24 protein-coding genes and 1 tRNA gene are annotated in these 24,773 nt (G+C 31.6%); 8 read left to right on the top strand and 17 right to left on the bottom strand.

The genetic code is table 11. The annotated features are described in order from the left end of the window. The 7 genes from QJ521_RS05620 to QJ521_RS05590 form a co-directional block, all read left to right on the top strand. A partial coding sequence (locus QJ521_RS05620; RefSeq protein ID WP_282839460.1) for a Na+/H+ antiporter subunit E occupies nt 1–529 on the top strand: 529 nt, incomplete at its 5' end. Beyond that, the gene (locus QJ521_RS05615) at nt 526–801 is read left to right on the top strand and encodes an MrpF/PhaF family protein (RefSeq protein ID WP_282839459.1); all 276 of its coding nucleotides are present in this window, start codon (nt 526–528) and stop codon (nt 799–801) included. The genes QJ521_RS05620 and QJ521_RS05615, both read left to right, overlap by 4 nt. Beyond that, nucleotides 798–1,103 carry a cation:proton antiporter gene (locus QJ521_RS05610; protein WP_282839458.1) on the top strand — a complete coding sequence of 102 codons (306 nt, stop codon included), beginning with the start codon at nt 798–800 and terminating at the stop codon, nt 1,101–1,103. Before QJ521_RS05615 ends, QJ521_RS05610 begins: the two co-directional genes overlap by 4 nt. After that, complete coding sequence (locus QJ521_RS05605; protein ID WP_282839457.1) at nt 1,100–1,645, top strand: Na(+)/H(+) antiporter subunit B; 546 nt, start codon at nt 1,100–1,102, stop codon at nt 1,643–1,645. Before QJ521_RS05610 ends, QJ521_RS05605 begins: the two co-directional genes overlap by 4 nt. After that, nucleotides 1,638–2,348 (top strand): MnhB domain-containing protein, encoded by a 711-nt coding sequence (locus QJ521_RS05600; RefSeq protein ID WP_282839455.1) that lies wholly within the window; start codon nt 1,638–1,640, stop codon nt 2,346–2,348. The genes QJ521_RS05605 and QJ521_RS05600 overlap by 8 nt, the downstream gene beginning before the upstream one ends. After that, nucleotides 2,348–2,677 (top strand): sodium:proton antiporter, encoded by a 330-nt coding sequence (locus QJ521_RS05595; RefSeq protein ID WP_282839454.1) that lies wholly within the window; start codon nt 2,348–2,350, stop codon nt 2,675–2,677. Before QJ521_RS05600 ends, QJ521_RS05595 begins: the two co-directional genes overlap by 1 nt. Then, nucleotides 2,677–4,287, top strand: a complete 1,611-nt coding sequence (locus QJ521_RS05590; RefSeq protein ID WP_282839453.1) for a complex I subunit 5 family protein — start codon at nt 2,677–2,679, stop codon at nt 4,285–4,287. The genes QJ521_RS05595 and QJ521_RS05590 overlap by 1 nt, the downstream gene beginning before the upstream one ends. Before the next feature lie 39 nt (nt 4,288–4,326). Here the strand turns inward: QJ521_RS05590 and QJ521_RS05585 are convergent, their stop codons facing one another. After that, nucleotides 4,327–5,361 carry an L-threonylcarbamoyladenylate synthase gene (locus QJ521_RS05585; RefSeq protein WP_282839452.1) on the bottom strand — a complete coding sequence of 345 codons (1,035 nt, stop codon included), beginning with the start codon at nt 5,359–5,361 and terminating at the stop codon, nt 4,327–4,329. A gap of 261 nt (nt 5,362–5,622) precedes the next feature. On the opposite strand from QJ521_RS05585, the gene QJ521_RS05580 reads away from it, so the two are divergent. Beyond that, nucleotides 5,623–6,042 (top strand): DUF2188 domain-containing protein, encoded by a 420-nt coding sequence (locus QJ521_RS05580; protein WP_282839451.1) that lies wholly within the window; start codon nt 5,623–5,625, stop codon nt 6,040–6,042. A gap of 39 nt (nt 6,043–6,081) precedes the next feature. On the opposite strand, the gene QJ521_RS05575 is transcribed toward QJ521_RS05580, so the two are convergent. The 16 genes from QJ521_RS05575 to QJ521_RS05500 form a co-directional block, all read right to left on the bottom strand. Next, nucleotides 6,082–6,849: a nucleoside/nucleotide kinase family protein gene (locus QJ521_RS05575; RefSeq protein WP_282839450.1), complete on the bottom strand. Its 768-nt coding sequence runs from the start codon at nt 6,847–6,849 to the stop codon at nt 6,082–6,084. Nucleotides 6,850–6,881: 32 nt separating this feature from the next. Next, nucleotides 6,882–7,451 (bottom strand): ECF transporter S component, encoded by a 570-nt coding sequence (locus tag QJ521_RS05570; protein WP_282839449.1) that lies wholly within the window; start codon nt 7,449–7,451, stop codon nt 6,882–6,884. 100 nt (nt 7,452–7,551) lie between these two features. Then, nucleotides 7,552–8,820, bottom strand: a complete 1,269-nt coding sequence (locus QJ521_RS05565) for a nickel-dependent putative hexonate epimerase (RefSeq protein ID WP_282839448.1) — start codon at nt 8,818–8,820, stop codon at nt 7,552–7,554. A 12-nt stretch (nt 8,821–8,832) separates the two neighbouring features. Next, entirely contained in the window at nt 8,833–9,684 is an 852-nt protein-coding gene (locus QJ521_RS05560) for an SDR family oxidoreductase (RefSeq protein WP_282839447.1), read from the bottom strand. Between the two features lie 19 nt (nt 9,685–9,703). Beyond that, nucleotides 9,704–11,152, bottom strand: a complete 1,449-nt coding sequence (gene gnd / locus QJ521_RS05555) for a decarboxylating NADP(+)-dependent phosphogluconate dehydrogenase (protein ID WP_282839446.1) — start codon at nt 11,150–11,152, stop codon at nt 9,704–9,706. 17 nt (nt 11,153–11,169) lie between these two features. Next, nucleotides 11,170–12,243: a sugar kinase gene (locus QJ521_RS05550; protein WP_282839445.1), complete on the bottom strand. Its 1,074-nt coding sequence runs from the start codon at nt 12,241–12,243 to the stop codon at nt 11,170–11,172. Nucleotides 12,244–12,261: 18 nt separating this feature from the next. Next, entirely contained in the window at nt 12,262–13,746 is a 1,485-nt protein-coding gene (locus QJ521_RS05545; protein WP_282839444.1) for a tagaturonate epimerase family protein, read from the bottom strand. A 253-nt stretch (nt 13,747–13,999) separates the two neighbouring features. Further along, nucleotides 14,000–15,415 (bottom strand): MATE family efflux transporter, encoded by a 1,416-nt coding sequence (locus QJ521_RS05540; RefSeq protein ID WP_282839443.1) that lies wholly within the window; start codon nt 15,413–15,415, stop codon nt 14,000–14,002. Between the two features lie 141 nt (nt 15,416–15,556). Beyond that, nucleotides 15,557–16,021, bottom strand: coding sequence for a hypothetical protein (locus QJ521_RS05535; protein ID WP_282839442.1), 465 nt, complete (start codon nt 16,019–16,021; stop codon nt 15,557–15,559). 41 nt (nt 16,022–16,062) lie between these two features. Further along, nucleotides 16,063–17,442, bottom strand: a complete 1,380-nt coding sequence (locus QJ521_RS05530; protein WP_282839441.1) for an MATE family efflux transporter — start codon at nt 17,440–17,442, stop codon at nt 16,063–16,065. 115 nt (nt 17,443–17,557) lie between these two features. Further along, nucleotides 17,558–19,183, bottom strand: a complete 1,626-nt coding sequence (locus QJ521_RS05525) for an ABC transporter ATP-binding protein (protein ID WP_282839440.1) — start codon at nt 19,181–19,183, stop codon at nt 17,558–17,560. Further along, a complete protein-coding gene (locus tag QJ521_RS05520; RefSeq protein WP_282839439.1) occupies nt 19,180–20,823 on the bottom strand; it encodes an ABC transporter ATP-binding protein in 1,644 nt (547 codons plus the stop codon). Before QJ521_RS05520 ends, QJ521_RS05525 begins: the two co-directional genes overlap by 4 nt. 199 nt (nt 20,824–21,022) lie before the next feature. Next, nucleotides 21,023–21,097, bottom strand: a tRNA-Val gene (locus tag QJ521_RS05515). A 48-nt stretch (nt 21,098–21,145) separates the two neighbouring features. After that, the gene (locus QJ521_RS05510; RefSeq protein ID WP_282839438.1) at nt 21,146–21,709 is read right to left on the bottom strand and encodes a DUF2179 domain-containing protein; all 564 of its coding nucleotides are present in this window, start codon (nt 21,707–21,709) and stop codon (nt 21,146–21,148) included. Between the two features lie 54 nt (nt 21,710–21,763). Further along, complete coding sequence (locus QJ521_RS05505) at nt 21,764–23,158, bottom strand: family 4 glycosyl hydrolase (protein WP_282839437.1); 1,395 nt, start codon at nt 23,156–23,158, stop codon at nt 21,764–21,766. Nucleotides 23,159–23,221: 63 nt separating this feature from the next. Further along, nucleotides 23,222–24,691 carry a CotH kinase family protein gene (locus QJ521_RS05500; protein WP_282839436.1) on the bottom strand — a complete coding sequence of 490 codons (1,470 nt, stop codon included), beginning with the start codon at nt 24,689–24,691 and terminating at the stop codon, nt 23,222–23,224. Nucleotides 24,692–24,773: the final 82 nt, after the last annotated feature.

Below are 24,773 nucleotides of genomic sequence, written 5' to 3'. Positions count from 1 at the left end.
TAAATTTATAATTTTCACAGGAGTCAGTCATATGAAAAACATCATACCAAGAATAAAATTTTTTATTGTGATGCTTGTATTTTGGTTTATACTCAATTTCAATTTTGAGATAACGACAATACTCTTCGGTATCATAATCTCTTTCTTTGTGTCTATTTTTGCTTATGAAATTCTACATGATGAGCATGGATTTAGGTATAAAGGCATTAAGATACATAGATTGTTATTTTACTTTGTCGTTTTATTTATAGAAATATTTAAAGCGAGTTTTATCTATATTGTTAACTTGATTTCTAAACAATATGAGCCTGTTATTTTTAAAATTGTACTTGACCTTGAAGATCCTGTTCAAGTTGCTATCGTTGCCAATTCAATTACTTTAACACCTGGTACGATTACAGTGGATATTGTTGATCATACAATTTTTGTTATGGTTTTAGCAAAGCCAGGAACAAGTCATGAGGATCTTGAAAGACCCATTAGACAAAAATTTGAAAAACTACTTAAAATCAAGGGGGACAAATCATGACAACGCTTCAAACATTTTTACTCATCACATTACTATTATTAGTTCTTGCAATGATTTTATCCTTTGTTCAATTGGTTAGAGGTAAAACATTATGGGATCGCATTTTGATGCTCAATCTGATTTCAGCTAAAGTCATTTTATTCATCGCAGTATACGCAATCTATATGGAACGTGTAGTTCTTCTTGATATTGCAATCTCATATGGTATTATTGGTTTCTTAACCATGACCTTATTATCCAAGTTTATTATGACTGGGGGACGTGAAAAATGAACTATGTCACTTATTTCATTCTCATTTTATCCTGGTTATTCTTAATCTTTGGTATGATCGCCATATTTAAACTTAAGAATGTTTATACGAGAATTTTAACAGCAGCAACAATTGATACGGTTGCTAGCTTTTTGATGTTGTTTGCATTAATGTTTGCTGCTGCCCAATATGCTTATGGCATACGTTTGTTTGTGCTTATTATTTTCTTAATGATTACGAACCCAATTAGTTCTCATGTCAATATCCGTTCAGCATACTTAATTGGTGTTCCTATCCATGAAATGGATGGTGGAAAAAAATGAATGAGTATGTTCCATTTATCCTTCAAATCCTTTTAATTATTATTGCCCTTGCAATCGTACTTCATAAAGAGAATTTTACAATTATTATTTTGATTTCTGCATTTTCATTAGTTGCAGCTACGCTTTATGCAATTAATCAGGCACCTGATGTTGCAATAGCTGAAGTTGCAATCGGTAGTGCGATTATTCCTTTGATTTACGTGATTTCAATTTCTAGACAAAGAGAATTTATTGTACTTGACCGAGTTGATCATGACAGACATGACTTAGATGATATCAATGAAGCTTTATACGAAGTCATGTCTGATTTCGTACAAACTTATGACTTAAGACTTAATATTTGTTCGGATATCAAAGGTACTGATGAAGATTTGACAAGTGAATTAAACGTTGATTTAATTATCTCTTATGATGAAACTAAGCAAAGTTTTGTTTTAAAAGGGAAATCTAGTAGTGTTTTAATGAAACACCTAACTGAAAAAACGAGCGGACACGCTTTTATTGAAGTTATCACCTTGGAAGAAGGTGAAAGCATTGATTAATACTTTAAGTCGGTTAAAAAAGGTAAGTCTAGTGTTTTTACTAGGTTTCATCTTATATTTATTTATCATTTCTGTTCAAGATTTAGATGTTATCTATAATTCAGCAGGTAAAGTCTTTTTTAGAGAAAATGGTTTTTATGATACGGGTAGTAGAAACCTTGTATCTGCGATATATCTTGACTATCGTCTTTTTGATAGTATATTTGAAGCTGGAATTCTATTAATTGCAGTTTCTGGTGTAATGTGGATTTCGCAGCATAACATTGGTGAAAAAAATGCTAATTTTATGTTGGACAAACAAAAAACACCTGAACTGTTTATTACATTCAGTCGTTTACTCTATCCAATCATGCTTATGTTTGGGATGTATGTAATTATCAATGGACATTTATCTCCTGGTGGAGGGTTCCAAGGGGGTGCAATCGTTGCGACTGCGATTTTAATTCTTTATTATATCGATATAACAAAAACAATCGATGTTAATAAGATCTTAACCATTGAGAAATTTTTGTTTATATCTCTTTTGATTATTGCATTTTCAAGCTTAATTACAAGAAATGAAGTTTTTACAAACTTTGTACCACTAGATGGTACGATGAGCCAAAAATCTATCTATTTAATCTTGCTTAACATTATTATTGGTGCAAAAGTATCATTAGGTTTAATTGCTATTTTTACTGCATTTCTTAAGGAGGGACGTTAATGAATCCAATTTTATCATTCATTGTTATTCTCGTTGGCGTCTATGGACTAGCAACAAGTAGAAATATTATTAAATCTGTTTTTTGTGTAACCATTATTGAAGCAGGTCTTATTTTGTTATTCCTTAATTTTGGTGTTTATGAAGGTGGCGTAATTCCAATATTAACTGCCATTGGATTAGATGTCGTAGATCCACTTCCACAAGCTTTAATGATTACAACAATCGTTATTGGCTCTACAATAACATCAATGGCTTTGATGCTTTGCATAAAAATATTCCATCATTATGGAACCATTGAGTGGAAAACTGTTTTAAAGGGGGATAAATAATGCATTTAATCCCTGTCTTGTTCGTTTTCATTCCAATTGTTGCAGCAATCATTGTTTATCTCTTTAATCATAAATTGGTAACCTGGATCTTGTTTGTTGCTCAATTTGCTATGATTGTATTGTTTGGTATATACTTATATTTACTGCCTACAAATCCAGATTTATCGCTGCTAATCTTTGGTGGATGGAACGAACTTTTTGCAATCAGTTTTTATAATGATACATTATCCTTAACTTTTGTGGGTCTAACCTTGTTTATGTGGCTTGTCTTACTCATGTATACACATAAGACAAATTATAGAGAAAATAAGTTTTTATTTTTCTTAATGTTTTTACAAGGTATTTTCTTAGGATTGATTCAAACCAATGATCTATTTAACTTATTTGTTTTCTTAGAATTAATGACGGTTATTATTACAATTTTAATCGCTTATAAAAAAACTGGACCTTCATTTAGAGCAGCCATTTATTACTTACTATTAAATACTATAGGTGCGATGTTCTTCTTATTTGGTATTATCTTTATTTATTATGTTTATGGGACAATCAATATTCAGTATTTAGTTCATAACATTCAATTGCACAGTCAACATGACTTAGTTAAATTAGCCTATATTATGATGATTTGTGGTATTGGAATTAAAGCTGCATTCTTCCCTTTATTTACTTGGTTACCAAAAGCACATGCAGTAGCTCAAACTAGTATATCTGCACTATTATCAGGTCTTGTCGTTAAAGGAGCTTTATATATTTTTATTAGAGTTAATTTCCATATGTTCAACTCAGCAAATTATGGATTAAGCGATATCTTCTTCTACATTGGTGTGATCACTGCTTTAGTTGGTGTGATGTTTGCCTTAACTCAAAAAGACTTAAAACAAATTTTAGCTTATCATACTGTATCACAAATTGGAATTATGATTATGGGTATATCATCAGCCGTTCAGTTATCCTATTTAGGCGGCATCATGCATATTTTAAATCATGCTTTGTTCAAATCACTACTATTCTTAGGGGCTGGTATCGTTATCTACGGTTATCAAACCAAGAAGGTCTATGAGATTAGAGGTGTGATGAAATCAATGCCCTGGACTGGTATTTTATTAATTATCGGAATGCTTTCTATTAGTGGAGCTCCACTATTTAATGGGTTTGTCTCAAAGACAATGGTGAAGTATGATTTTAAAGACGATATGTTTAAAATGTTTTTATTTACTTTGGTTAATATAGGAACGATTGCTTCATTTATTAAGTTCTCGCAAATCTTATTTGGTCCAAAGGTTCGTGTTTTAAAGAGAAATGACTTGAAGCAACAACTAGGTATGTCGTTACTTGGAGTATCTTGTATTGCTATTGGTATTTTTTATAAAGAAATTGGTCAGTTCGTCTTTAATGTTGATTTATCGTATGTCAAGATATTTGATATTAGACAATGGATTGATTATGCGATATTTGTGATGATTGGATTAGTTGTTTATCGTTATATTATTGTTAAAGATTATAGACCATTACAGCAAATTAGGGAGTTTACAATTTCATTTGAGAATGCGAATTATTTATTTATCTTATATATGGTATTTGTTTCACTCTTTGTATTCTTTAGAATGTAGAAAAAAAGCACTTTGCGAAGTGCTTTTTCTTTAAGTTATTTATAGTTTAATAATTTGATAAGATGCTGCTTTAGATAATCGATTCATAATTGCACGCCCGATATCGTCTACTGGTAACGTAGGGATATAAATTGTTTCAATATCAAGAGCATCCATCTGTCTAAGCGCTATAAAGATGTTTGAAGCAATTTCATTTAAATCATGCATATGTCCTAAATTAATCTTATATCTTGCCTGTATTTGACTCATATATTCGTCAACACAAATAACTGCACTTTTACTTTCATCTGTTAACTCAATTTTTGAGTTGATATATTCAATAACCTGATCCATCTTTCCATCAACGAGATAAATACTACCTTTGGGTTTATAATGTGTATATTTCATTCCAGGAGATTTTGGAATATCGCTAATATCAACTTCTGATCCATCAATAATCCCTGTGTTTAATGCTATTTCTATCATCTTTTGTGTAATTGAACCAGGTCTTAATATCGTAGGTATTGGTAATGTTATATCAAGAACGGTTGATTCTAAACCAATTTTTGTTTTACCACCATTGATGATAATATCTACTTTTCCATCAAAGTCTTGAACAACATGTTCAAATAAAGTAGAAGAAGGTTTACCACTGACATTAGCACTTGGTGCACAAACTGGACATTTAGAAATATGAATAACATCAAGAGCAACCCCATGATCAGGAATGCGTATTGCTACTGTATCTAATCCACCTGTAACTTCATAAGGAATCTTTTCATTTTTTTCAAAAATTAGTGTTAATGGTCCAGGCCAAAATTGATCGATTAAGGTATAAGCAATATCAGGTATATTTTTAACATACTCTGTTAAATCATTACGATGGGACAAATGAACGATTAAGGGATTATCAGATGGTCTCCCCTTTGCTTGAAATATTCGATTGACGGCATCTTTATTGGTTGCATTCGCACCAATACCATAAACCGTCTCAGTAGGAAACACAACAAGTCCTCCTTGATGGAAGACAGTTTCAATATGTTTTTTTACTTTTGATTTTTTTAAGTCTTGTTTTTGATAAATCGTTGTTTGCATAAGTTCAACACCTTTTTATTATGTTATGCCACAAATATATTATCATGAAATTTGATATTATACTAATATTTAAATGATATTAACCTTATATTGTTATTGAATTTATCGTTGTACTAACTAAATCATCGATACTACTAAGAATGAGTTTTTTTCGATAATTCGGCCATTTTAAGGTTGTTTTTCAACTGAAATCGTATATTATTTTCAATTTAAGCCTAATTTTTGTATAATAATACTATAAATAGAAAAGAGGGATGAATGATGAATCTATTCAAAAAGTTATTTGGAAGAAAAAAATTTAAGGAAGATGAAAAAAATCTTACTAAAAAACCTGTTGACGAAACCATTGCACCGACGCAATTCGTAAACATCGATGAGCATCAACCAGTTGCTGAAGATGCCATTAGGAAAGATTATGAAGAACTTGAACCTATTGATGAAGAACTCATTCGTAAAGAGCCCAAAAAGGAACCTGTACCTAAAGAAAAAGTTGAGAAGAATCAAGAACCTGATTATTATGTGTCACAAAATAAGAGTAAGAAATCTCAATATTTCGAAAAATGGGGTGTTAAAAAGGATGGTTCCACAAAAACTATTAAATATTTCGATACAAAGGCTGAAGCCATTGGGTATGCAAAAGAGTTAGCTGAATCTACCGGTTCAAAAGTAGTTTCTCCATAACATTCTATCATAAAGAAAGACACTGGCAGTGTCTTTTTTTTATTTGACTTTTAATGAAATAGATAAATCAGCTTGGTTGATTATATCCAAATCTTTAAAATACTTATTCTCATTAGGAATCCACTTTGTCTTAAACTCAAAAAGTTTAATGAATCCATTTCTTTTTCTAATACGTCTTAATTGCGATAGATATCTAAGTTTAACGAATATTTTTAAATCATAATAATGAATAAGTCTAGGATGCATACTAAATGAACCTTCAATGATATTCAATTTTTTATATGGAATCAAGATAGGTTTTTTATGTTGATGCGTCGACAAATCTAGTTCTTCATACATGATATCTTCTTCTTTTTCTATTTGATTAAAAATATTTTCTTTTATTTTCTGAAAATCGATATTACTTCCATAAATTGAAAAAGGTTCATTTTGATTGATTTCTGGCTTTTTAAAGAAATCATCAATATGAAATATATTACAGTCATAGACTTCTTTAAGCATATATGATAATGTTGTTTTACCAGATGATGCATGACCATCAATAGCAATATTTACTTTTTCCTTTTGATTGATTGCTGTATCTATTTCTGACATCACAAAAAGCATGCTTATCATCTTTTTATGAATAATTGCATAATCTGAACTTAAAGATCCATTGTATTTTTTTTTGTTTGATTCTACTAGATCTTTAAACATCTTATCTTTCTCTGAAATTAGTGATTTATTAACTAGATAACTAAGACTTTCTTTTGTTATGAGATTCTTCTCATCATTTGATAAGGCAACCAAAACATAATTCTTTTTCAATCTTATTATTTTACCAAAATAGTATTTTTCCATTATCTTTGTTCGAAATCAGGTAGTATATTTGCTCTCATCAAGTAATGGAAAAAGATAGGAATGAACGTTATTTGAATTAATATACCAGGTAATCCAGTGACAAATGCTGCTGTAATAAAAATTTCAAATGAAAAATTAAATCCTGCCATAGGATAAAATATTGCTGCAGCTGCTCCATAAACAAATCTACCTAATAACATGGCAATCGCTAATGATGCATAAACATAACCGATTTTTTTAGGAAACATCAAATAGAATAAACCGATAAAGAAACCATATGCTGCAAGCTCAAAAGTCATTGTTAATGCAATTGGAAACATCGGAGGTAATCCAAACAAAACACTTCTAAAGATTGGTGTGATTAAACCAACAGTTAAACCATATTTAGGTCCGCATATGAGTCCACATAATAAAATTGGAATATGCATTGGTAAAAATATACTGCCTAGTTCAGGTCCTGCTGTAAAGAAAGGCAAGATGATACCAAGGGCCATAAATAAACTTGCCAATACCATTTTTTTAATTGGATTGTTTTTGATTTTTTGAAACTGTTCATTATTTGAATTCATTATTTTGTCCTCTAGTCTTTTTTATTTTCTATATCTATTATTTTAATGAAAGAAGCATTCTCATGCAACAAAAAGTTACGTGTGAATGCTTAAATTCTTGTTAAAATCGATTTTTATCAATCCATAAACCTAATGCTGGATTAGGAACATAAAAGATTTCCTCTCCATCAGGTAATGTATTCCAACCAGCTTTTAATTGATCAGGTGGATATTTTTTAATCATTACATCATAATCTGCTGCTTGAAAGTGTACACTTTCTATTTCTTCTTTACTTATTTTTTTAACTGCATAAGTGACAGAAAATCTGCCATCTGATGAACCATGAATTAAATGAGCTGCAATACTCATGTTTTGTTGCAGTTCTTCATTTGTTTTAAAAAGCTCTAAGACTTTTAGTCGTCCTTGATAACCATATTTACGAATCAAATGATCGTTATGTAAGTCTTCACCAAATTTTGTAATGCCTGGTGCTAAAACAATGAGTTCTCCACCATCTTCAATTGCCATACGTGTGCGGTAAACTGCTTTATTCCCCAACCAAGTACTTCTAAACTCTTTGGGTTCTAAGTATACTACACATTTTTTAATACCTTTATCTAAAAAGTTGAGATTCTTTTCTTGAACTAACTCAATTGCAAGTTCAAATCCTTTTCTAGATTCACTTATAAAGAGACCGTGTGTTTTTGTTTTTCCTTCTGGTGCTGTTGTTACTGTTAAAGCAAATAAGACAGGTCTTTTGTTTAGAAAGTGTTTTAAACTGTAATCTAGTACTTTTCTAACTGGTGTATGATCTTTACCCATCATACGTTCCATACCATAAACGGCGCCTAGCATATGCGATTGACTGATAATGTTTTTTCCACCACATCCGACAAATAAGTTTTTTGAATGATTTGCAATACCGACAACTTCATGAGGAACGATTTGTCCAATGGAAATAACTAAATCATAACTTTCATCCATAATAAGTTTATTTATTTCCACTTGAATCGGCTGATCCCATAAACCTTCTGATACTTCAAGTAAGTACTCTTTTGGAACTTCACCAATATTTATAACATCTTCACGCCAATTATGATAAATGAATTTTTCAAAAGGTATGTCACCATACATTTCTTCACATTCTTCTTTAGTCATAGCTTCATGTGTTCCAAGTGCTGGTAAAATATCAACTTGTGCATAATCTTTTAATAAGTGGTAATAAGTGTTCGTGATCAAGCCAGCATTAGAATAAAATCTTGTAAAATCAGGTGGAACAAGTAATACCTTTTTTAAAGATTTTCCAGCTATTGATTTTTTAACAGCATCTTTAATTTGTTGATCACTCAATCCATTGTTGCTTGTTTCTTTAATAAATATCTCAGTCATTGAATTCACCTCTTATACGCCTGAATACGCTGAAAATCCTCCATCAACAGGGATGACAACGCCAGTTACAAATCCTGAACTATCATTATCAATTAGCCATAACAATGTGCCTATAAGCTCTTCAGGCTCACCATAACGTCCCATTGGTGTATTGTTTAATATTTTGTGCGATCTTGCAGTTTGTGTTCCATCTTCATTCCATAACAATGCTTTGTTTTGTTCAGTAGAAAAGAAACCTGGAGCAATCGCGTTGACTCTAATATTGCTTTTTGCGAAATGTACTGCTAACCATTGAGTAAAATTAGATACTGCAGCTTTTGCTGCACTGTAAGCAGGAATTTTAGTTAATGGTGTAAAAGCATTCATTGAACTAACATTTAAAATAACAGAACCTGGTTTATCTACCATATCAACTGCAAATATTTGTGTTGGGAGTAAAGTACCTGTAAAGTTTAAACCAAAAACAAAATTAAAACTATTTAAATCTAGGTCAAAGAAACTTTTGTTATCTTCTTTACCAAATGTTTCTTTATTGAAAAACTCATCAGTAGTTGTTGCCTTTGGATGATTACCTCCGGCACCATTAATTAATATATCACATGTTCCATATACTTTTAATACAGTTTCTCTAGCTTCAACTAAACTATCTTTTTCTAAAACATTAGCTTTTACACCAATCGCTTCGAATCCTACTCTTTTTATTTCAAGAGCTACTTCTTGTGCTCTTTCTAAAGATAAGTCTAGGATTGCTACTTTTGCTCCACATGCTGCAATTGCTTTAGCGAAATCACTTCCTAAAACACCTGCACCACCAGTAATGACAACGACTTTATCTTTGATGTTTGGTTTAAACGGTAATTTCATTTTATATCCTCCCTATTGGTTAATTATTGTAAGTTGTTGATGATGTATCTCCACCACGACCTGTCCAGTTTGTATGAAAAAATTCACCACGTGGTTTATCTTTTCTTTCATATGTGTGTGCACCAAAATAATCTCTTTGTGCTTGTAATAAATTAGCTGGTAAGTTTTCTGTTGTATAACTATCAAAATAATTAAGTGCTGATGCCATTGCTGGGGTGGGTATACCATTTAAGACTGCAGTAGCAATCACTTTTCTCCAACTATCAGTTAAATCTTTAATTGTTTCTGCAAAATATTGATCCATCAACATATTTTCTAGTTTAGGATTATTTTGATAAGCATCTTTTATTTTGTTTAAGAATGCAGAACGGATAATGCATCCACCACGCCATATTAAGGCGATATCACCATAATTGAGGTCCCACTTATATGTTTGTGCAACTATTCTCATAAGATCATAGCCTTGAGTATATGAAACGATTTTAGCTGCATAAAGTGCTTTTCTAATTTCTTCGATAAACTGTTGTTTATCACCTAAGAAGTTTCTTGGTTTCTTTGGAAATTGCTTACTAGCTTTAACTCTTTCTTCTTTTAAAGATGAGATAAATCTAGAGTGAACTGCTTCCGTAATCAGTGTCAATGGCACACCTTCTTCTAAAGCAGTAACTGCAGTCCATTTTCCAGTACCTTTTTGTCCAGCAGTATCCAATATTTTGTCAACCAATGGAAGTCCATCTTCATCTTTAACTTTCAAGATATCACCAGTGATTTCAATTAAATAACTGTCTAATTCTGTTTGATTCCAGTTAACAAAAACTTCATGCATTTCATCTGCACTTAAATTTAATAAATCTTTCATTAAATGGTATGCTTCAGTTATTAATTGAATATCCCCATACTCAATACCATTATGAACCATTTTTACAAAATGCCCAGCACCATCATCACCAATCCATGTACAGCACTTGTCACCATCAACATCGGCAGCAATTGCTTTAAAAATTGGTTCAATATGTTTCCAAGCTTTTTTAGAACCACCTGGCATAATTGAAGGACCAATCAAAGCACCTTCTTCTCCACCAGAAACACCTGATCCTATAAAAAGTAAACCTTTGTCTTCAACATATTTTGTTCTTCTTATTGAATCTTGATAATTCGAGTTCCCACCATCAATAATAATATCGTTTTGATCTAATAAAGGAATCAATTGATCAATAACACTATCAACTGGAGAGCCTGCACGAATCATCATCATGATTTTCCGTGGTTTTTCTAGAGCATCAACAAAATCCTCTAGTTTATAAGTAGGTATAATATTTTTACCTTTTGCGCGTCCTTTTTCAAAATCAGAGACTCTTTTTTCATCAATATCAAATGCTGCAACTCTAAATCCTTTAGATTCCATATTCATGGCAAGGTTTTCACCCATAACAGCAAGTCCAATCATACCTATATCAGCTTTTTTCATTATATCCCTCCAAGATTTTATCGTTTAACTCTTGCATTACCTTCCCAAATACTCCATACTTGTTCTTCATCTGCGGGTAGTGCAAAGTCATCTAATAATGTTGTAGCAAGTGCACCTGTTGCCCAACCAAATTGAGCACATTTTTCTGATGACCAACCTTTTAAGAACCCATATAAAAGTCCACCAACAAAACCATCTCCACCACCAATACGATCTAATACAGGAATGTTTCTTGGTTCAATGACTGTCCATGTTGATCCATCTAAAAGGATTGCTCCCCAATAATGTTCATTAGCACTTTCAACTTGACGCAATGTTGTTGCGTAAGTTGTTGCATTTGGAAACTCTTTTTTAACATTCATAATCAGTTGTTTGAAACTGTCTATTTTATCGCCAATGTTTTTACCACCAGCTTCAGGACCATGGATTCCAAGTGCTAATTGAAAATCTTCCTCGTTCCCTATTAGTATATCAGTAACACTAGCAATTTCTTTAAAAATTGCTGATAGTTCTTCTTCTCTATCTTTCCAAAAAGAAGCACGATGATTTAAGTCAAACGAGATCTTTGTTCCATGTTTTTTTGCTATTCTAGCAAGTTCAAGACAAAACAATCCTGTTTCAGGAGATAAAGCAGCGATTAAACCAGATAAATGTAATAATTGTACACCTTCATCTTTAAAGATACGATCTAGATCAAAATCTTTAAGATTTAGTGTTTTACCAACTTCTCCAGCACGATCGTTTTGAACACGAGGTCCACGCATACCATATCCACTATCTGCGATGTTGAATTGGTGACGATATCCCCAAGGGGTATCTTGAATAACCTCTACACCTTCGTAATCGATATGTCTTCTTTTCAATTCGTTTTTAATAAGTTGCGCAATTGGACTCCCCTTTACGAAAGTTGTTAAAACTTTAACAGGTAAACCTAATCCTGAAGAAATACTTAAAACATTAGTTTCAGCACTGGTTGCTCTTAAATGAAACATTTCACTTGTATGTACTGGTTGTCTATCGACTGGTGTTAGTCTTACACCCATGCTTGATGGAACGATCATTGCATATTTATATTGTTCTCTAAATTTCATAATTCATACCTACCTTTTTTATTTTTCAATTCCACTATATAACAATTTGAGATGTTTTCCAATATGTTGATACAACATTTCAGCATAAACATCAGCCTCTTTGTGCCATAAATTGTATAATTTTGTTTTAAATAAATATTCACCTTGATTATCTTTAGCACTTAAAATAAAGCCATAAGTGATATGAATCAGTTGTCTTGCATCATTTTGTTTAAATAAATCAACGAGTTCTTCATCTATTAATTCATCAATATTAGGGATTTTAGTCAAATCGGTTGTTACATGGTAGAACTTCTGTGCTTCATCAAACATTGATAATGCATATTTGTGAATTTCACGATAAAGTTTTGCATCACATGCAGCAACAGCTCTCATGGCTTCTAGCCAATTCGTTCCAGCTGTCTTAACATGAAAGTTACCTCTCGTATGTTTTCCAATTAAAGCAAAAATTGAAAACTTATCTGATCCAGAGTGAATACTTAACTTATATCCATATTTTCTAGCGATTGCTGCATGAATCTTCAATTCTTCTTCAAACTGTGTAATATCACCAATATAATCTACACCTTTTTGGAACTCACCACAAAAACGAGGTGCCATCGTGTCTAATTTAACTTCATTCAATGTTAGTTCATTTGCTACAAAGTAATGTTGGGTTGGTGATGTAGGTGTTGCAGTTTCATCAATTGATATTTCAAAATTTGCATTAGCTTTTTGTTCGATAAAGTATTTTTTGTAAATAGCCGTAGCAAACTCGATAGCTTCACCATAAACCAAAACGTTTCTTTTTAACTCTTCTTCAGTAAAATGAATCTTCATACCTTCTACATCAAATGTTTGATTTAAATAACGTTTTTTTAGAACCTCTGTTAACTTAGTTTCTTCATCAACTTGTTCTTTTGACATCTCTTGGACATCATTACGAATATAATCACTACAATCTAGAGTAATCATCGTATAACCTAATGAAAGTGCATACTCAACTTCTGATGGTTTTTTTAAATGATCTCCATCCGCTCCAAATCCATCTTTATAACCTTCTCTAAATGCATAAAAAGATGCACTATCCAAGACATCTTCGTATGTTCTATTTGTAAGTGTTAATTCTCTAATCGATTGTTGGGCTAATATTGGATACGCATCATATTCTTTAAAAACTTTAATATGACCAGGTCCAGCTAGACCTAAGCGATCTCCAACACCAAAACTTCTTTGCGACTGTAAAACAGGTATTGGTTTTGTAAATGGAAACATCTCTCTTAAAACATTCCCGTTTTTATGTGTTAAATTTGCTTTTATGCAAGTTATTGAATCAACTAAAAATTCGTCACCCTCAAATTTTTTCGAAGCTGGTCCAGCTACAATCAGAAAGTCAGATGTTTCCCCCTTGATCATAAAAACCCATGACTCTTCAAATTGGTTAATAGAATTTTCATATACACCTAATTTTTCAGCATCGGTTGTGTTTGGCAAAGATAAAATAAACTCATGTAAAAAAGACATCTTAAATCCTCCTTGACTGTATTGGTCATCATTGGTTTTGTTATTGACATAGAAAAACAATAAAACTTAATTTTTTTTGCTTATCTCTGACTTATCGTCCGTATATATAGACTGCGTCCGTATATATATTATTATATCATAAGATATAAAGATGTGTCAACGCTTACATGCTCTAAATTACTGTAAAATCATGTGTTTATTAAAAAGGACTTAACCACATTGAATCTTGTAGGTTAAATCCTTTAATTTAGTATTAAATGACTTCTTGAATGATTTCGTTTGTTGGTTTATAAGATTGCATTTCAATTTTACCAATGCCTTTAATTGCATAAACCAATAAGATAATACTGATTAGACCAGATAAAATATCCGCTGTTGCAAAAGCAATCCAAATTCCATCAATTCCCATATAACGTGTTAAAAGATACGCAATAGGTATAAAAAATAAAATTTGTCTAGAAAGTGCGATAAGCATTGCACGGAGTGGATAGCCTAAAGCTTGGAATATAGAACTCACAACGATTTGAAATCCAACAAGTAAGAATCCAAATGACATTATTCTAAAAGCTTGAGAACCATAATTGATGAATAGCAGATTATGATCTTCACTAAAAATAGTGAATATATATTTCGAGAACAATTGAATGAAAATAAATCCACCAACGAAATACAAAGCAATAAATTTGGTTGCTAATTTAATTGCCAATTTAAGTCGATCAAAGTTTTGCGCACCATAATTAAAACCAACGATAGGAACAAGCCCTTGAACAACTCCAAATCCTGGTAAGAAAATAAACATAACGACTCGATTGATTACACCATAGATAGAAATATAAATCGCTGGATCCCCTTCTGCATATTGATTAATCAAGCGATAAATAACAATCGCTAAAAATGCCCCCAAGGAATTTCTTAAAAATGTTGGAAACCCTACAGCTATCGTTTCCTTAACTGTTTGAAAATCAACAAGGAGTCCACCTTTAAAATTAATATTTAAAGATGATTTTTTAGTTAAAGCTTGCGTGAATATATAACCAAAAGCTGCAATTTGCGAAATAACGGTTGCAATCGCAGCACCTTGTACACCTAGTCCAAATCCAAAATTGAAAATAAATATTGGATCTAATATAATATTTAATCCGGTACCAATCATCATTGAAACCATTGCGATATTCGGTCTACCTTCTGCTCTTGTTAAGTTATTTAAAATCATATTTAACGATGTGAAAACAAGGCCGATTAAAACAATAGATAAATAATCTTTGGCAAATCCTATGTTTGATGATGTTGCACCAAAGAATATAAGGAGTTCATCAATATATATCGTACCTAAAACAGCAATAGCTAAAGCACCAACAAATCCAACCCGAAGTGCAGAGTTAACTGCATGGTCCATTTTTTTGTAATCTCTTCTACCAAATGCTCTAGAAAATACAGATGCACCACCAATGCCAATCATTAAACTAAATGCAATCGCAATCATCTGTATTGGAAATGCTAATGCAAGTCCACCAATCGCTATTTCTCCAGCTCCTTGAGCGACAAAAAGCGTATCGACAAAATTATATAAAGCATTAACAACCATACCTAATACAGCAGGTACGGATAGTTTGATTAATAGCTTTTTGACATCATATTTCCCAAGCATTTCTTCTCTGTCTTTTTTCATTGATACTCTTCCATTTTCGTCTTATTGTTTAACCCTATTATTATAGCATAAAAATAAAGATGAAAAAAGGTTATAAGCTAGTTTAATCAAAAATATGAAGTTACCCAATTAGGCTAACTTCATATGTTTATTTTCGGTTGATTAAGTTATTTCTTCATTGACTTCAAATGCGAGATGATGAATGATATCTTTGACATCATCCATCTTATCTAGATGCCTAACAACATACTCTTTTTGATCTGTGTCAATAACGACTGCAGTATAAACTAAGAAAGGTTTCGCCCATATATTGATGGTTGCTTTAACATTCGTAATATCCGCAAATTTAACATAAGTTGTCTTTTGGTTAATTTTGTGGATATATAATCCAGTATCATCATATTCCATAATAATCGTAGGGACAAATGAAAGGATAACAATTTGAATCATTGAAAATATCGATAAGACAATAAAGATGGCCAATACGACCCTAATAATTGGTGGCATATTTTCAAATCTAAAATTGTAATACATAAGAACCTGCAATATAACGGTCATTGACAAAACCATGACAATAATGCTTTTAATCATTTTAGATACAGATTTTTTAGCTAAAATCTTCTTCATAATGAATACCTCACGTCTATCTTTAGTATAACATGAATTATTTAAGCCGTTCTTTCTATTGACACTTTAGGCTTGAAATCAACTTTTGAGTATAAGAATAGTCCTACAAATGCAATAATTAAATTACTCGCTAACATCGCATACCAAATACCGCTGCTACCTAAATCTGTAAAGTACTTGAAGAAAAAGACTAATGGTACTCTTAGAATCCATAATCTTGTAATGGTAAGAATAAAAGTGAATTTCGTATTTCCAGTACCATTAAAAGTTCCCATAAAGGTTTGAAAAACAGCCATTAATGGCAATCCAATGAGTAGGAAAAACATATACTCAGCGGTTAACGCTAAAGCTACTGGGTCATCTTTAATAAAGAAACTTGCAAAAAATTCTCTAAAATTAAGTATCAATGCACTACCTACTACCATTAAACCAACGGATAGAATCATCGCTTTTTTAAATGATTCTTTTGCTCTTTCTATATTTTGATTCCCAATATTTTGACCTAAATATGCAGCTAATACCCCACCAATAGCCATAATAGGATGTAAAATCAAACTGCTTAAGCGATTACCAACACTAAATGCTGCAACAGTTTGTACTCCATAAGATACAATAATTCCGTTCATCACCGCAAATCCAATTGCAGTAAATGCTTGACCTAATGCAGCAGGGACTGCTGTATTAATTATTTTTGATGATACAAATGCATCTAATTTTAAATATTTCCAAGCGATGGTTACACCGCTCTTTGATCTAAATAGTTGTAGTAAACCTAATGGCATAATGACGACATTAGCAAATAAAGTTGCGTAAGCAGCACCAGCAACACCAAAACCGAGTGTTGATATAAGTATCGGTGACAAAATGATATTGACTATCATGGTTATAACACCATAGATAACAGGTGTAACTGTATCACCACTAGATTGCCTAATCGAGGTGAATGCAAAGAATAGAAAAACGACAGGCAACTCAAAGGAACGTATTTGCAAATATTTAACGCTATTTTCGAAAACGAAACCTTCAGTACCCATTAATCTCATAATGAGTGGTGCTCCAATGTAGGAAAAAACATTTAATATGATACCTGCAATTAATGATAATATCACTAAGTTGGTAGCATATTTTTTAGCTTGTTCCATTTGTCCAGACCCAACATGTTGACTAATTAATGCAGTACCTGCTGCACTTAACCCAATTCCTAGCGATATAAAGGTAAAGACAACAGGAAAAGTTAGTGATATAGAACTAACAGCATCTGCAGAAAATCCTGGTATCTCACTAACAAAGTACATATCTATAACATCATGAATTGTCTTTATAAAGTTATTCAGCATCAATGGAATCGCTAATATAAATAATCCTTTATAAATGTTTGGATCCTTTAATATTAAATTGCGCTTTTTTTCATCTTTTGTCATCTTATGTCTCCAATAAAAAATTATAACATATTTTCACTTTCATTGTAATTTCTTTTTAAAAAAAGTCAAAAAGAAAAACACAGATATCCTCTGTGTTTATCTCCTAAGGTTATTATTATGTGCTCATTAAAACTGCTTTCTTGTTTTTCACCATCACGATATCGTCATATGATGATTTGTTTTCTTCTAAGATAACATGACTAACATTAATGACTGTCACGTTTTTTAGTGCTAATAAGCTTGCCTCAATAGCAATTGCACTTTTAGGATCAAGTGATGCGAAGGCTTCATCAAGCAAAATGATTTCTGCATGATTGAGTAAACCTCTAGCAATCGCAACCCTGCTTTTTTCTCCACCTGATATGTTTTTACCATTATCAAGGATCAGTCGATTTAATCCATCAGGGTGTTGTTTAACAAAGTGTTCTAGACCTGCGCGCTTAATAGCATCATATATTTCTTCATCACTATAATCTTTATATAAAGTTAAATTATTTCTAAGTGTATCTTCAAACAAGAAAATTTGTTGTTCGATATTTGCGATTTTTGAGAAGTAATCTATTTTTTTGATATCATTCAAGTTTTGATCATCGATAAGAATTTGCCCTTCATTAGGTTCAAAATATTTTCTTAACAATCTCAAGAGGGTTGATTTTCCACCACCGCTTGGACCAATGACTAAGTACTTCTTACCTTTTTCAAAATTAAGATTAACATCTTTTAGTATCTCATTTTCTTCATTGTAAGCAAATGATACATGATTTAATTGAATACTTGTGTTCAATTGATCAAAACTCAATGTTTCTTCATGAACATATTGGTTTTTCAATGTTTGGTCAATTCTAGTAAATATTGATTTAACCGATAATATTCTAGGCACTGCTTCTGATATTTGAGAAACTGGACCGATGATATTATCAACATTTTGAGCAACAACGACAACACCAGCAAACAAGATGACACCTTGAATGGTTAAGTAGCTAACGACAAACATTAGAACTAAGAATATTAATGAGAAATTTGCATTTTGAATTGCATAGATATAACTCATAATTTTATCAATAATGTATTTTTTGTGTTGAACTTTTTCACTTCTATCTCGATAGTTTTCGACGATTCTTGATTCAAGATCATTTGTCTTAATAATATGAAACGCTGATAAAATCTCTTTGATGAAGCCACCATATTCTCCCATCATTTCGCTACGCTCTTTATTATGTTTTTTGATAGGTCTTGATGATAAGGCTGAGATAATGACATTAAATACTACGATACCTAAGCCAATTAATAGAATGATTGGACTAATTAAAGTAATAATCAATATCGCGGTTAAGAAGTTAACTATCGCTTCGATAATATTGATAATTTGTTCAACATAATCTTTTTCTATTAAATTAAAGTCATTGGTCATAGCTGAAACATATTGCTGATTATTGTCTTTTTGGAACTCACTAATATTTTTTTCGAACACAGCACTTAAGTAATCCGTTTTCATACGCGTCACAATGCGTTTTGTTGTATCAGCTTTAATATAAGAAAACATCAAGTTTGCTGGCATTAATGCAAATGCATAAATCATCATCCATTTTGCACTTTCCCAAAATGCTTCCCAATTGGCTGATGTTGATGCGTTAACCGTATCAAATATCGCAAATGATAATTTGAAGCTGATAAATGCAACCAAAAGCATAATGATAAAAACACGATATAGAATAATAAAATAACGGAAACGTTTTTTCATGTTGTCACCCCATTGAAATAGACTGATGCTTTATATGGAACCACAAATCCATCTTTAATTTCTAAAACCCAATCGTAAGATGATGTAATACCTTCAAATGTTTTATGACTAATCGCAATTAATGTAACATTAAGATCTAGCAATGTTTGCTCGATTCGTCTACCTAATTCATCGTTTAAGGCTGATGTAGCTTCATCAACGAATAAGATGTCTGCTTTTTTAAGTAAAGCTCTAGCAATCGAAATTCTTTGTCTTTCTCCACCAGATAAGTTTTTGCCGTTTTCAGATATTGGTGTATGTATACCAAGAGGTAATGCGTCTAAAAACTCTTTTAATCCTGCTTGATGGCAGGCCTCAATAACTTTTTGATCATCAACATCTTTAAATAAAGCAATGTTATCTTTAAGTGTTGCTTCAAAGAGAAATACATCTTGGTAAATATAAGATACATGTTGAGAAAATGATTGCCCTGAAATTGTTTTTAAATCGATACCATCAACAGTAATTTGTCCTTCATAATCATCAATGATTTGTGAAACAAGTTTTATAAAAGTTGATTTTCCTGAACCACTTGGTCCTTTCATTAAATATTTTTGACCTTTTTTCAATGTGAGATTTGTTGGTTTCAACAATTGACGATCATCATATGAGAAGGCAACTTCATTTAATACGATTTCATCATTAAACTTAAATGTATTAGGAGCATGATTCGTTATGACTGTTTCTTCAGGAACTGTTATTTTTTCATAAATTGCTTTTGAAGATTTTAAGACATTGATCAGTGGCATCATATTGACTAAAGGAAAAATTGCACTTGACGATAGTTGAATTGTCAAAACAAGTTCACCATATCCCAGACCTTCTCTTGTTTGATACATTAAGTAAATCAGTAAACCCATAAATAGTAAGTAACCAATCGTTACATTTGTATATATCTGCAAAGATGTAAAAACATTGAACTTCTTCTTTTTTCCCTCAAGTTTTAAGATTTGCTCTTCATTCTTCTTGAGGAATGTTTGTTCAATATTGTTTAATTTCAGTATTTCTAAGCCATTTAATGTGTTTGCAACATCGACTGTAAATGCTTCATTTTGATCAGATACATCTTTTTGAAGTTGTACTGTCTTCTTTTGAAACAATAATGAAAATAGTAAAACGAATATAGATACCGCAAAAACAACAACACCAATAATCCAATTTAAGAAAAAGAGAATGACTAATACACAAATGTATAGTCCACATCTAAAAATAAAGTTAATGAGTGATAAGAAAAACGAATTTTCAAAAGTGTTAATGTCGTTAATTAAATGTGATATGTAGACATCTCTGGACTGTTGATTAAATTGTTTATACTCCATAGCAATTATCTTATCAAATGCGCGAATTCTTAAAGATAACAAAACATCTTTCATATAAGAGATTCTAAGCATTCTTGAAAATATAAATGTTCCTGCATTGAAAATTAAGAATCCTGCTGCTATAAAGATAACCAATCTAAAAAATTCCATAGATTGTCTTTCTACAGTTTCAAAAATGAGTGCTATAACACCGATTTGCATTAACTGTGAAACAACAGGCATGAAACAAGCGATGACATAGAGGATAAACTTTGTTTTGTGTTCATATAATAGTGATTTCATTTTTTACCTAACCTTTATGAAGTTTATACAAATGATAACATATATTCAAATTATAATATTTTATTTTTGATTTGTCAACCATTTATTTGTCTTTTAATTAATATTCTTAATTTTCATATTAATTTTGTTAATTTTTATTGATAATTCACTCATTTGATTAAAATAAAAAAACAACCACAAAGGTTGTCTTATAAAAAAATGGTGAAGTTACTGGGGATCGAACCCAGGACCCCTACCACGTCAAGGTAGTGCTCTCCCGCTGAGCTATAACTCCAACCATTTATATTATACGTATTTTTGTGCTTTATTACAATGCTAAAATCTATTTTGCGATTCGCCGCCATGGGCTTACATATCCACCTTGCAGTATGGATACTTCATTAGCAACAATGAGTGCCTTTGTGCTTGTTGCTTCGATTAAGTCAATAATGGTTTGCTTATTCTTGCGATTCGCAAATACCATCAGTACTGTACGATCACTATCTTTACCATGTGCATCAACGCTTGTGACACCATGTCCTTTATCTCTTAGAACTTTCATGATTTTTTTAGCGACATCATCATCACTTATAACATGAATCAATATTTTACCTACTGCAACTCTACTTTCAAGTAGCGATCCAATATAGACACCTACTGCAAAACCTACACTATAAACAATACCCTTCATCGGATATTCTGCAATTCCCATAATCACTCTAGATGCTATGAATACCCATAAAATGATTTCAAAAAATGAAAGGATAGTTCCTGGTTTACGATAGCCTTTACTAATTAAAATGATTCGCATTGTACTTATTGTTACTTCAATTATTTTAGAGAATAAAATCAACACAAGTTCCCATAATGGAACTGCTGTTAAAAACCCCCATATTGTTTCCCACATATTAATCACCTGACTTATTATATCACTAACTTTTTAATAATCAAGACATTTATTTTAGTTATTTAAAAATCCATCAATATTGAAATATTGATTAAGATATTCTTTTGTATTTTCGATCATTTCTTTAAATAGTGCTCTTGCTTGAACAATGGTTAAACCATCTAACAATGGTTGATTTATAAAAGATTCGAAAATATGATTTAAATCTCTATTTTTAATTCCCTCATATAAGGATTCGATGTTATTTGCATTTCTGAGGACTAAGTTCTTAACTGTTTTAGGCAGGGGCTTCGCCATTAAAGGAATGACTTGATCGTTTGTGAATAATGCATTTGTTTCAACAATCGAACCTAAGGGTAAGTCTTTAACTTGTCCTAAATTAATGGTATTCACATTCGACACTTTTTGATTAAAGCCTAATATAGCTTTCATCAAATCAATAGCCTCTTCATCAGAAGTATAAAGATCAATATCTTTTTTCCCTTCAGCTTCTAATTCAAGTTTTTTGATTCTTTCTTCTCTTAGTTCAATTCTAAAATCAACAGTCGTTAAAGCAAACTTCCAGTAATCAATCATTTCTTTATCTCTTAAATACCAATTGTGATTTAAAAATTCGACTAAATGACGATCTCCAGCAGCAGCTAGTATTCCATATTGTTTATATAAATCCATCTTAACGCGGTTTGCTTGTGCAAAAGGAGACTCTAAATATAAATCAGAACTTCCATTTTCATTGAAACCAGTTTCATAGTATTTATCCAGAAATGATGGAAGCAAACCTATAAGATCGATATCTTGATACTTCGCTTCTGTAATCCATGTAAAATGATTAATGCCTGTTACATCTGTATATATTTGATTTCTATGAACCTTAATGCCTTTTTCTTCCTCTAGCACACTACACAAGAAATCTTGAGTGTGAAACACTTCATGGCAACATCCGAAAGCTTTAATTTCTGGAAAAATATCATATAATGTTTTAACGCATATTGTCATAGGATTGGTAAAATTTAATACCCAAGCTTTTGGACAATGTTCCTTTATTTTTTTAGCGAAAAATTCGAAAATAGGGACGGTTCTCATACTTCTAATAACGCCACCTGGACCTGCGGTATCTCCAACACTTTGGTAAATGCCATACGCTTCAGGTGTATGAACGTCGCTCATCATTTCATCAAAAGTACCTGGAAGAATTGAAATCGCTACAAAATCAGCATTTTTTAGAGCTCCATCAATCTTCTCATATACTTGATAATCCCATTTACTAATCGCTTTTTCATGTGAGTTGATTCTATTACCGATCTTTTGGTTTCTTTTTGCTGCATCAATATCGATATCATATAATGCTATTTCTCCAGTGATACCTTCTGCTTGTGCCAAATCATTCATAAAAACTTTAGCCCATTCTTTTGAGCCTCCACCAATATAAGCTATTTTTATATGTTTCATATGAACCTCCCAATTTGACTTTATTTTAACACGTTTATCATACAAAAAAAAGGCTAAAAGCCTCTAGTTTCCTCTTTGATTAGGATTTTGATGATAATAGCTTAATTGATTCGAAATATCAGCTATTTTAGCGTTGATATACCATTCAATATTTCTTAGATCAAATCGAAGATTGACCATTGCATGATCTAAATCTTGATCATATAAAGCTTTTTGTTGTTGGTATAACTGATCAAATGCATCGAAACTAAAAAGTTCATTTTCAGGATTGATTAATTCACTTAAATAAGTTTCATATAACACTTGATAAGGTTCAATATTTAAAATTTTATCAACTAATGGATGAGGATAGTTTTCAATGCTTAACATATGAGCATTCAAATTTCCCCATGTATAAATATCTGCACCAACGGTCCAATTGGAAAAAATTGGTGATCCATCCCATCCTTGAGCAAGCCCATGATCATAATCGTATGGTATCATTGTCCAAACATTTGAATTTGATTGATTGTATAAATAGTAATTATTGCCCATCGCACGATAATCATCAGGATTTCCGAGCAGAACACCTACTGCTAACAACCTAATGAGGCGATCAACATCAACATGAGTTTCTATATAGGTTTGAAATGCTTGATGATTTAGTATATTGATTTGTGTAATGAAATCAACTAAATCAGATGTATCATGAACTCTCTTATTCGTTTTCAAATCATAAGTTGGACGGTAGTTCGTATCAAGATCACGAATACCAATAGCTAAAGAAGGATAATTGTTTTGAAGTGATGCAGGACCGAATTGTTGCCACAAGGATTTGTATAAATTCCCTTTGGTCTCTATAACATCAAGTCGACGCTCCAAAAACTTCTTATCAATGGGTTCAAATGCGGTATATAATCCATAAAAATGTGTTGTATCACCAATTTGAATATATAGTTTAGTCAACGTAGTTTTTTGTGCATAAACACCGAATTTATCAAATAAATCAAGAGAATACTTTTCAGTTAAATAAGTATCATCTAAATTTTTATTATATTTTAAATCAATTTCTTCTAACTCAAAAACACTTCTGTTGCCATTAGCTCTTAATGATTCTAATCCAAAGTCTTCATCAAATGATATTTTAAAATGAGAAGGATTGAGATTTCCTGAATCATCTTGAATTCTAACTCTTGATAAATTACCTCTTGTTCTTAACCCAATATCTTTAACTTCCAGTAATTCATCAGAACCATCATCAAATATCATATCTGCTCTTACATAAAGACCTGCACGGTATGTTCCAAATTGTTTATGATAATCCTTCATCGATTGATCGAGTTCATGCCACGCACTAGACGTAATCTTAATTGTGATTGACTTCGCAACTTCATCATTAAAAAGACGATCAAAAGACTCGACATTAAAGGCATCAGGAGATAAAAAATCATCGTCTAATGTGTTTTGTGGGTTATTTGGGACTAATACTAAGTCACAAGCTCCTAAAACGATTAAAATAAAGGTAATCAATACAATAAATAATAGCTTTTTCATAGATAAACCTTTCTGATAGATGTCATACTTATTATAGCACATAAGACATAGAAAAAGCCGTTGCCGGCTTCTTCATAACTCT

The organism is Peloplasma aerotolerans (assembly GCF_030012175.1).
Classification (GTDB): Bacteria; Bacillota_I; Bacilli_A; order Acholeplasmatales; family Acholeplasmataceae; genus Peloplasma; species Peloplasma aerotolerans.
This window is presented reverse-complemented; position numbering and strand designations above follow the sequence as displayed.

What these genes read in the sequence shown, in the direction of transcription:
- QJ521_RS05565 (WP_282839448.1), bottom strand. Translation starts at nt 8,820, where the DNA reads ATGACTGAGATATTTATTAAAGAAACAAGCAACAATGGATTGAGTGAT.
- QJ521_RS05525 (WP_282839440.1), bottom strand. Translation starts at nt 19,183, where the DNA reads ATGAAAAAACGTTTCCGTTATTTTATTATTCTATATCGTGTTTTTATC.
- QJ521_RS05530 (WP_282839441.1), bottom strand. Translation starts at nt 17,442, where the DNA reads ATGACAAAAGATGAAAAAAAGCGCAATTTAATATTAAAGGATCCAAAC.
- QJ521_RS05605 (WP_282839457.1), top strand. Translation starts at nt 1,100, where the DNA reads ATGAATGAGTATGTTCCATTTATCCTTCAAATCCTTTTAATTATTATT.
- QJ521_RS05570 (WP_282839449.1), bottom strand. Translation starts at nt 7,451, where the DNA reads ATGAATTCAAATAATGAACAGTTTCAAAAAATCAAAAACAATCCAATT.
- QJ521_RS05610 (WP_282839458.1), top strand. Translation starts at nt 798, where the DNA reads ATGAACTATGTCACTTATTTCATTCTCATTTTATCCTGGTTATTCTTA.
- QJ521_RS05540 (WP_282839443.1), bottom strand. Translation starts at nt 15,415, where the DNA reads ATGAAAAAAGACAGAGAAGAAATGCTTGGGAAATATGATGTCAAAAAG.
- QJ521_RS05590 (WP_282839453.1), top strand. Translation starts at nt 2,677, where the DNA reads ATGCATTTAATCCCTGTCTTGTTCGTTTTCATTCCAATTGTTGCAGCA.
- QJ521_RS05550 (WP_282839445.1), bottom strand. Translation starts at nt 12,243, where the DNA reads ATGAAATTTAGAGAACAATATAAATATGCAATGATCGTTCCATCAAGC.
- QJ521_RS05615 (WP_282839459.1), top strand. Translation starts at nt 526, where the DNA reads ATGACAACGCTTCAAACATTTTTACTCATCACATTACTATTATTAGTT.
- gnd (WP_282839446.1), bottom strand. Translation starts at nt 11,152, where the DNA reads ATGAAAAAAGCTGATATAGGTATGATTGGACTTGCTGTTATGGGTGAA.
- QJ521_RS05560 (WP_282839447.1), bottom strand. Translation starts at nt 9,684, where the DNA reads ATGAAATTACCGTTTAAACCAAACATCAAAGATAAAGTCGTTGTCATT.
- QJ521_RS05535 (WP_282839442.1), bottom strand. Translation starts at nt 16,021, where the DNA reads ATGAAGAAGATTTTAGCTAAAAAATCTGTATCTAAAATGATTAAAAGC.
- QJ521_RS05595 (WP_282839454.1), top strand. Translation starts at nt 2,348, where the DNA reads ATGAATCCAATTTTATCATTCATTGTTATTCTCGTTGGCGTCTATGGA.
- QJ521_RS05510 (WP_282839438.1), bottom strand. Translation starts at nt 21,709, where the DNA reads ATGTGGGAAACAATATGGGGGTTTTTAACAGCAGTTCCATTATGGGAA.
- QJ521_RS05545 (WP_282839444.1), bottom strand. Translation starts at nt 13,746, where the DNA reads ATGTCTTTTTTACATGAGTTTATTTTATCTTTGCCAAACACAACCGAT.
- QJ521_RS05580 (WP_282839451.1), top strand. Translation starts at nt 5,623, where the DNA reads ATGAATCTATTCAAAAAGTTATTTGGAAGAAAAAAATTTAAGGAAGAT.
- QJ521_RS05585 (WP_282839452.1), bottom strand. Translation starts at nt 5,361, where the DNA reads ATGCAAACAACGATTTATCAAAAACAAGACTTAAAAAAATCAAAAGTA.
- QJ521_RS05505 (WP_282839437.1), bottom strand. Translation starts at nt 23,158, where the DNA reads ATGAAACATATAAAAATAGCTTATATTGGTGGAGGCTCAAAAGAATGG.
- QJ521_RS05500 (WP_282839436.1), bottom strand. Translation starts at nt 24,691, where the DNA reads ATGAAAAAGCTATTATTTATTGTATTGATTACCTTTATTTTAATCGTT.
- QJ521_RS05520 (WP_282839439.1), bottom strand. Translation starts at nt 20,823, where the DNA reads ATGAAATCACTATTATATGAACACAAAACAAAGTTTATCCTCTATGTC.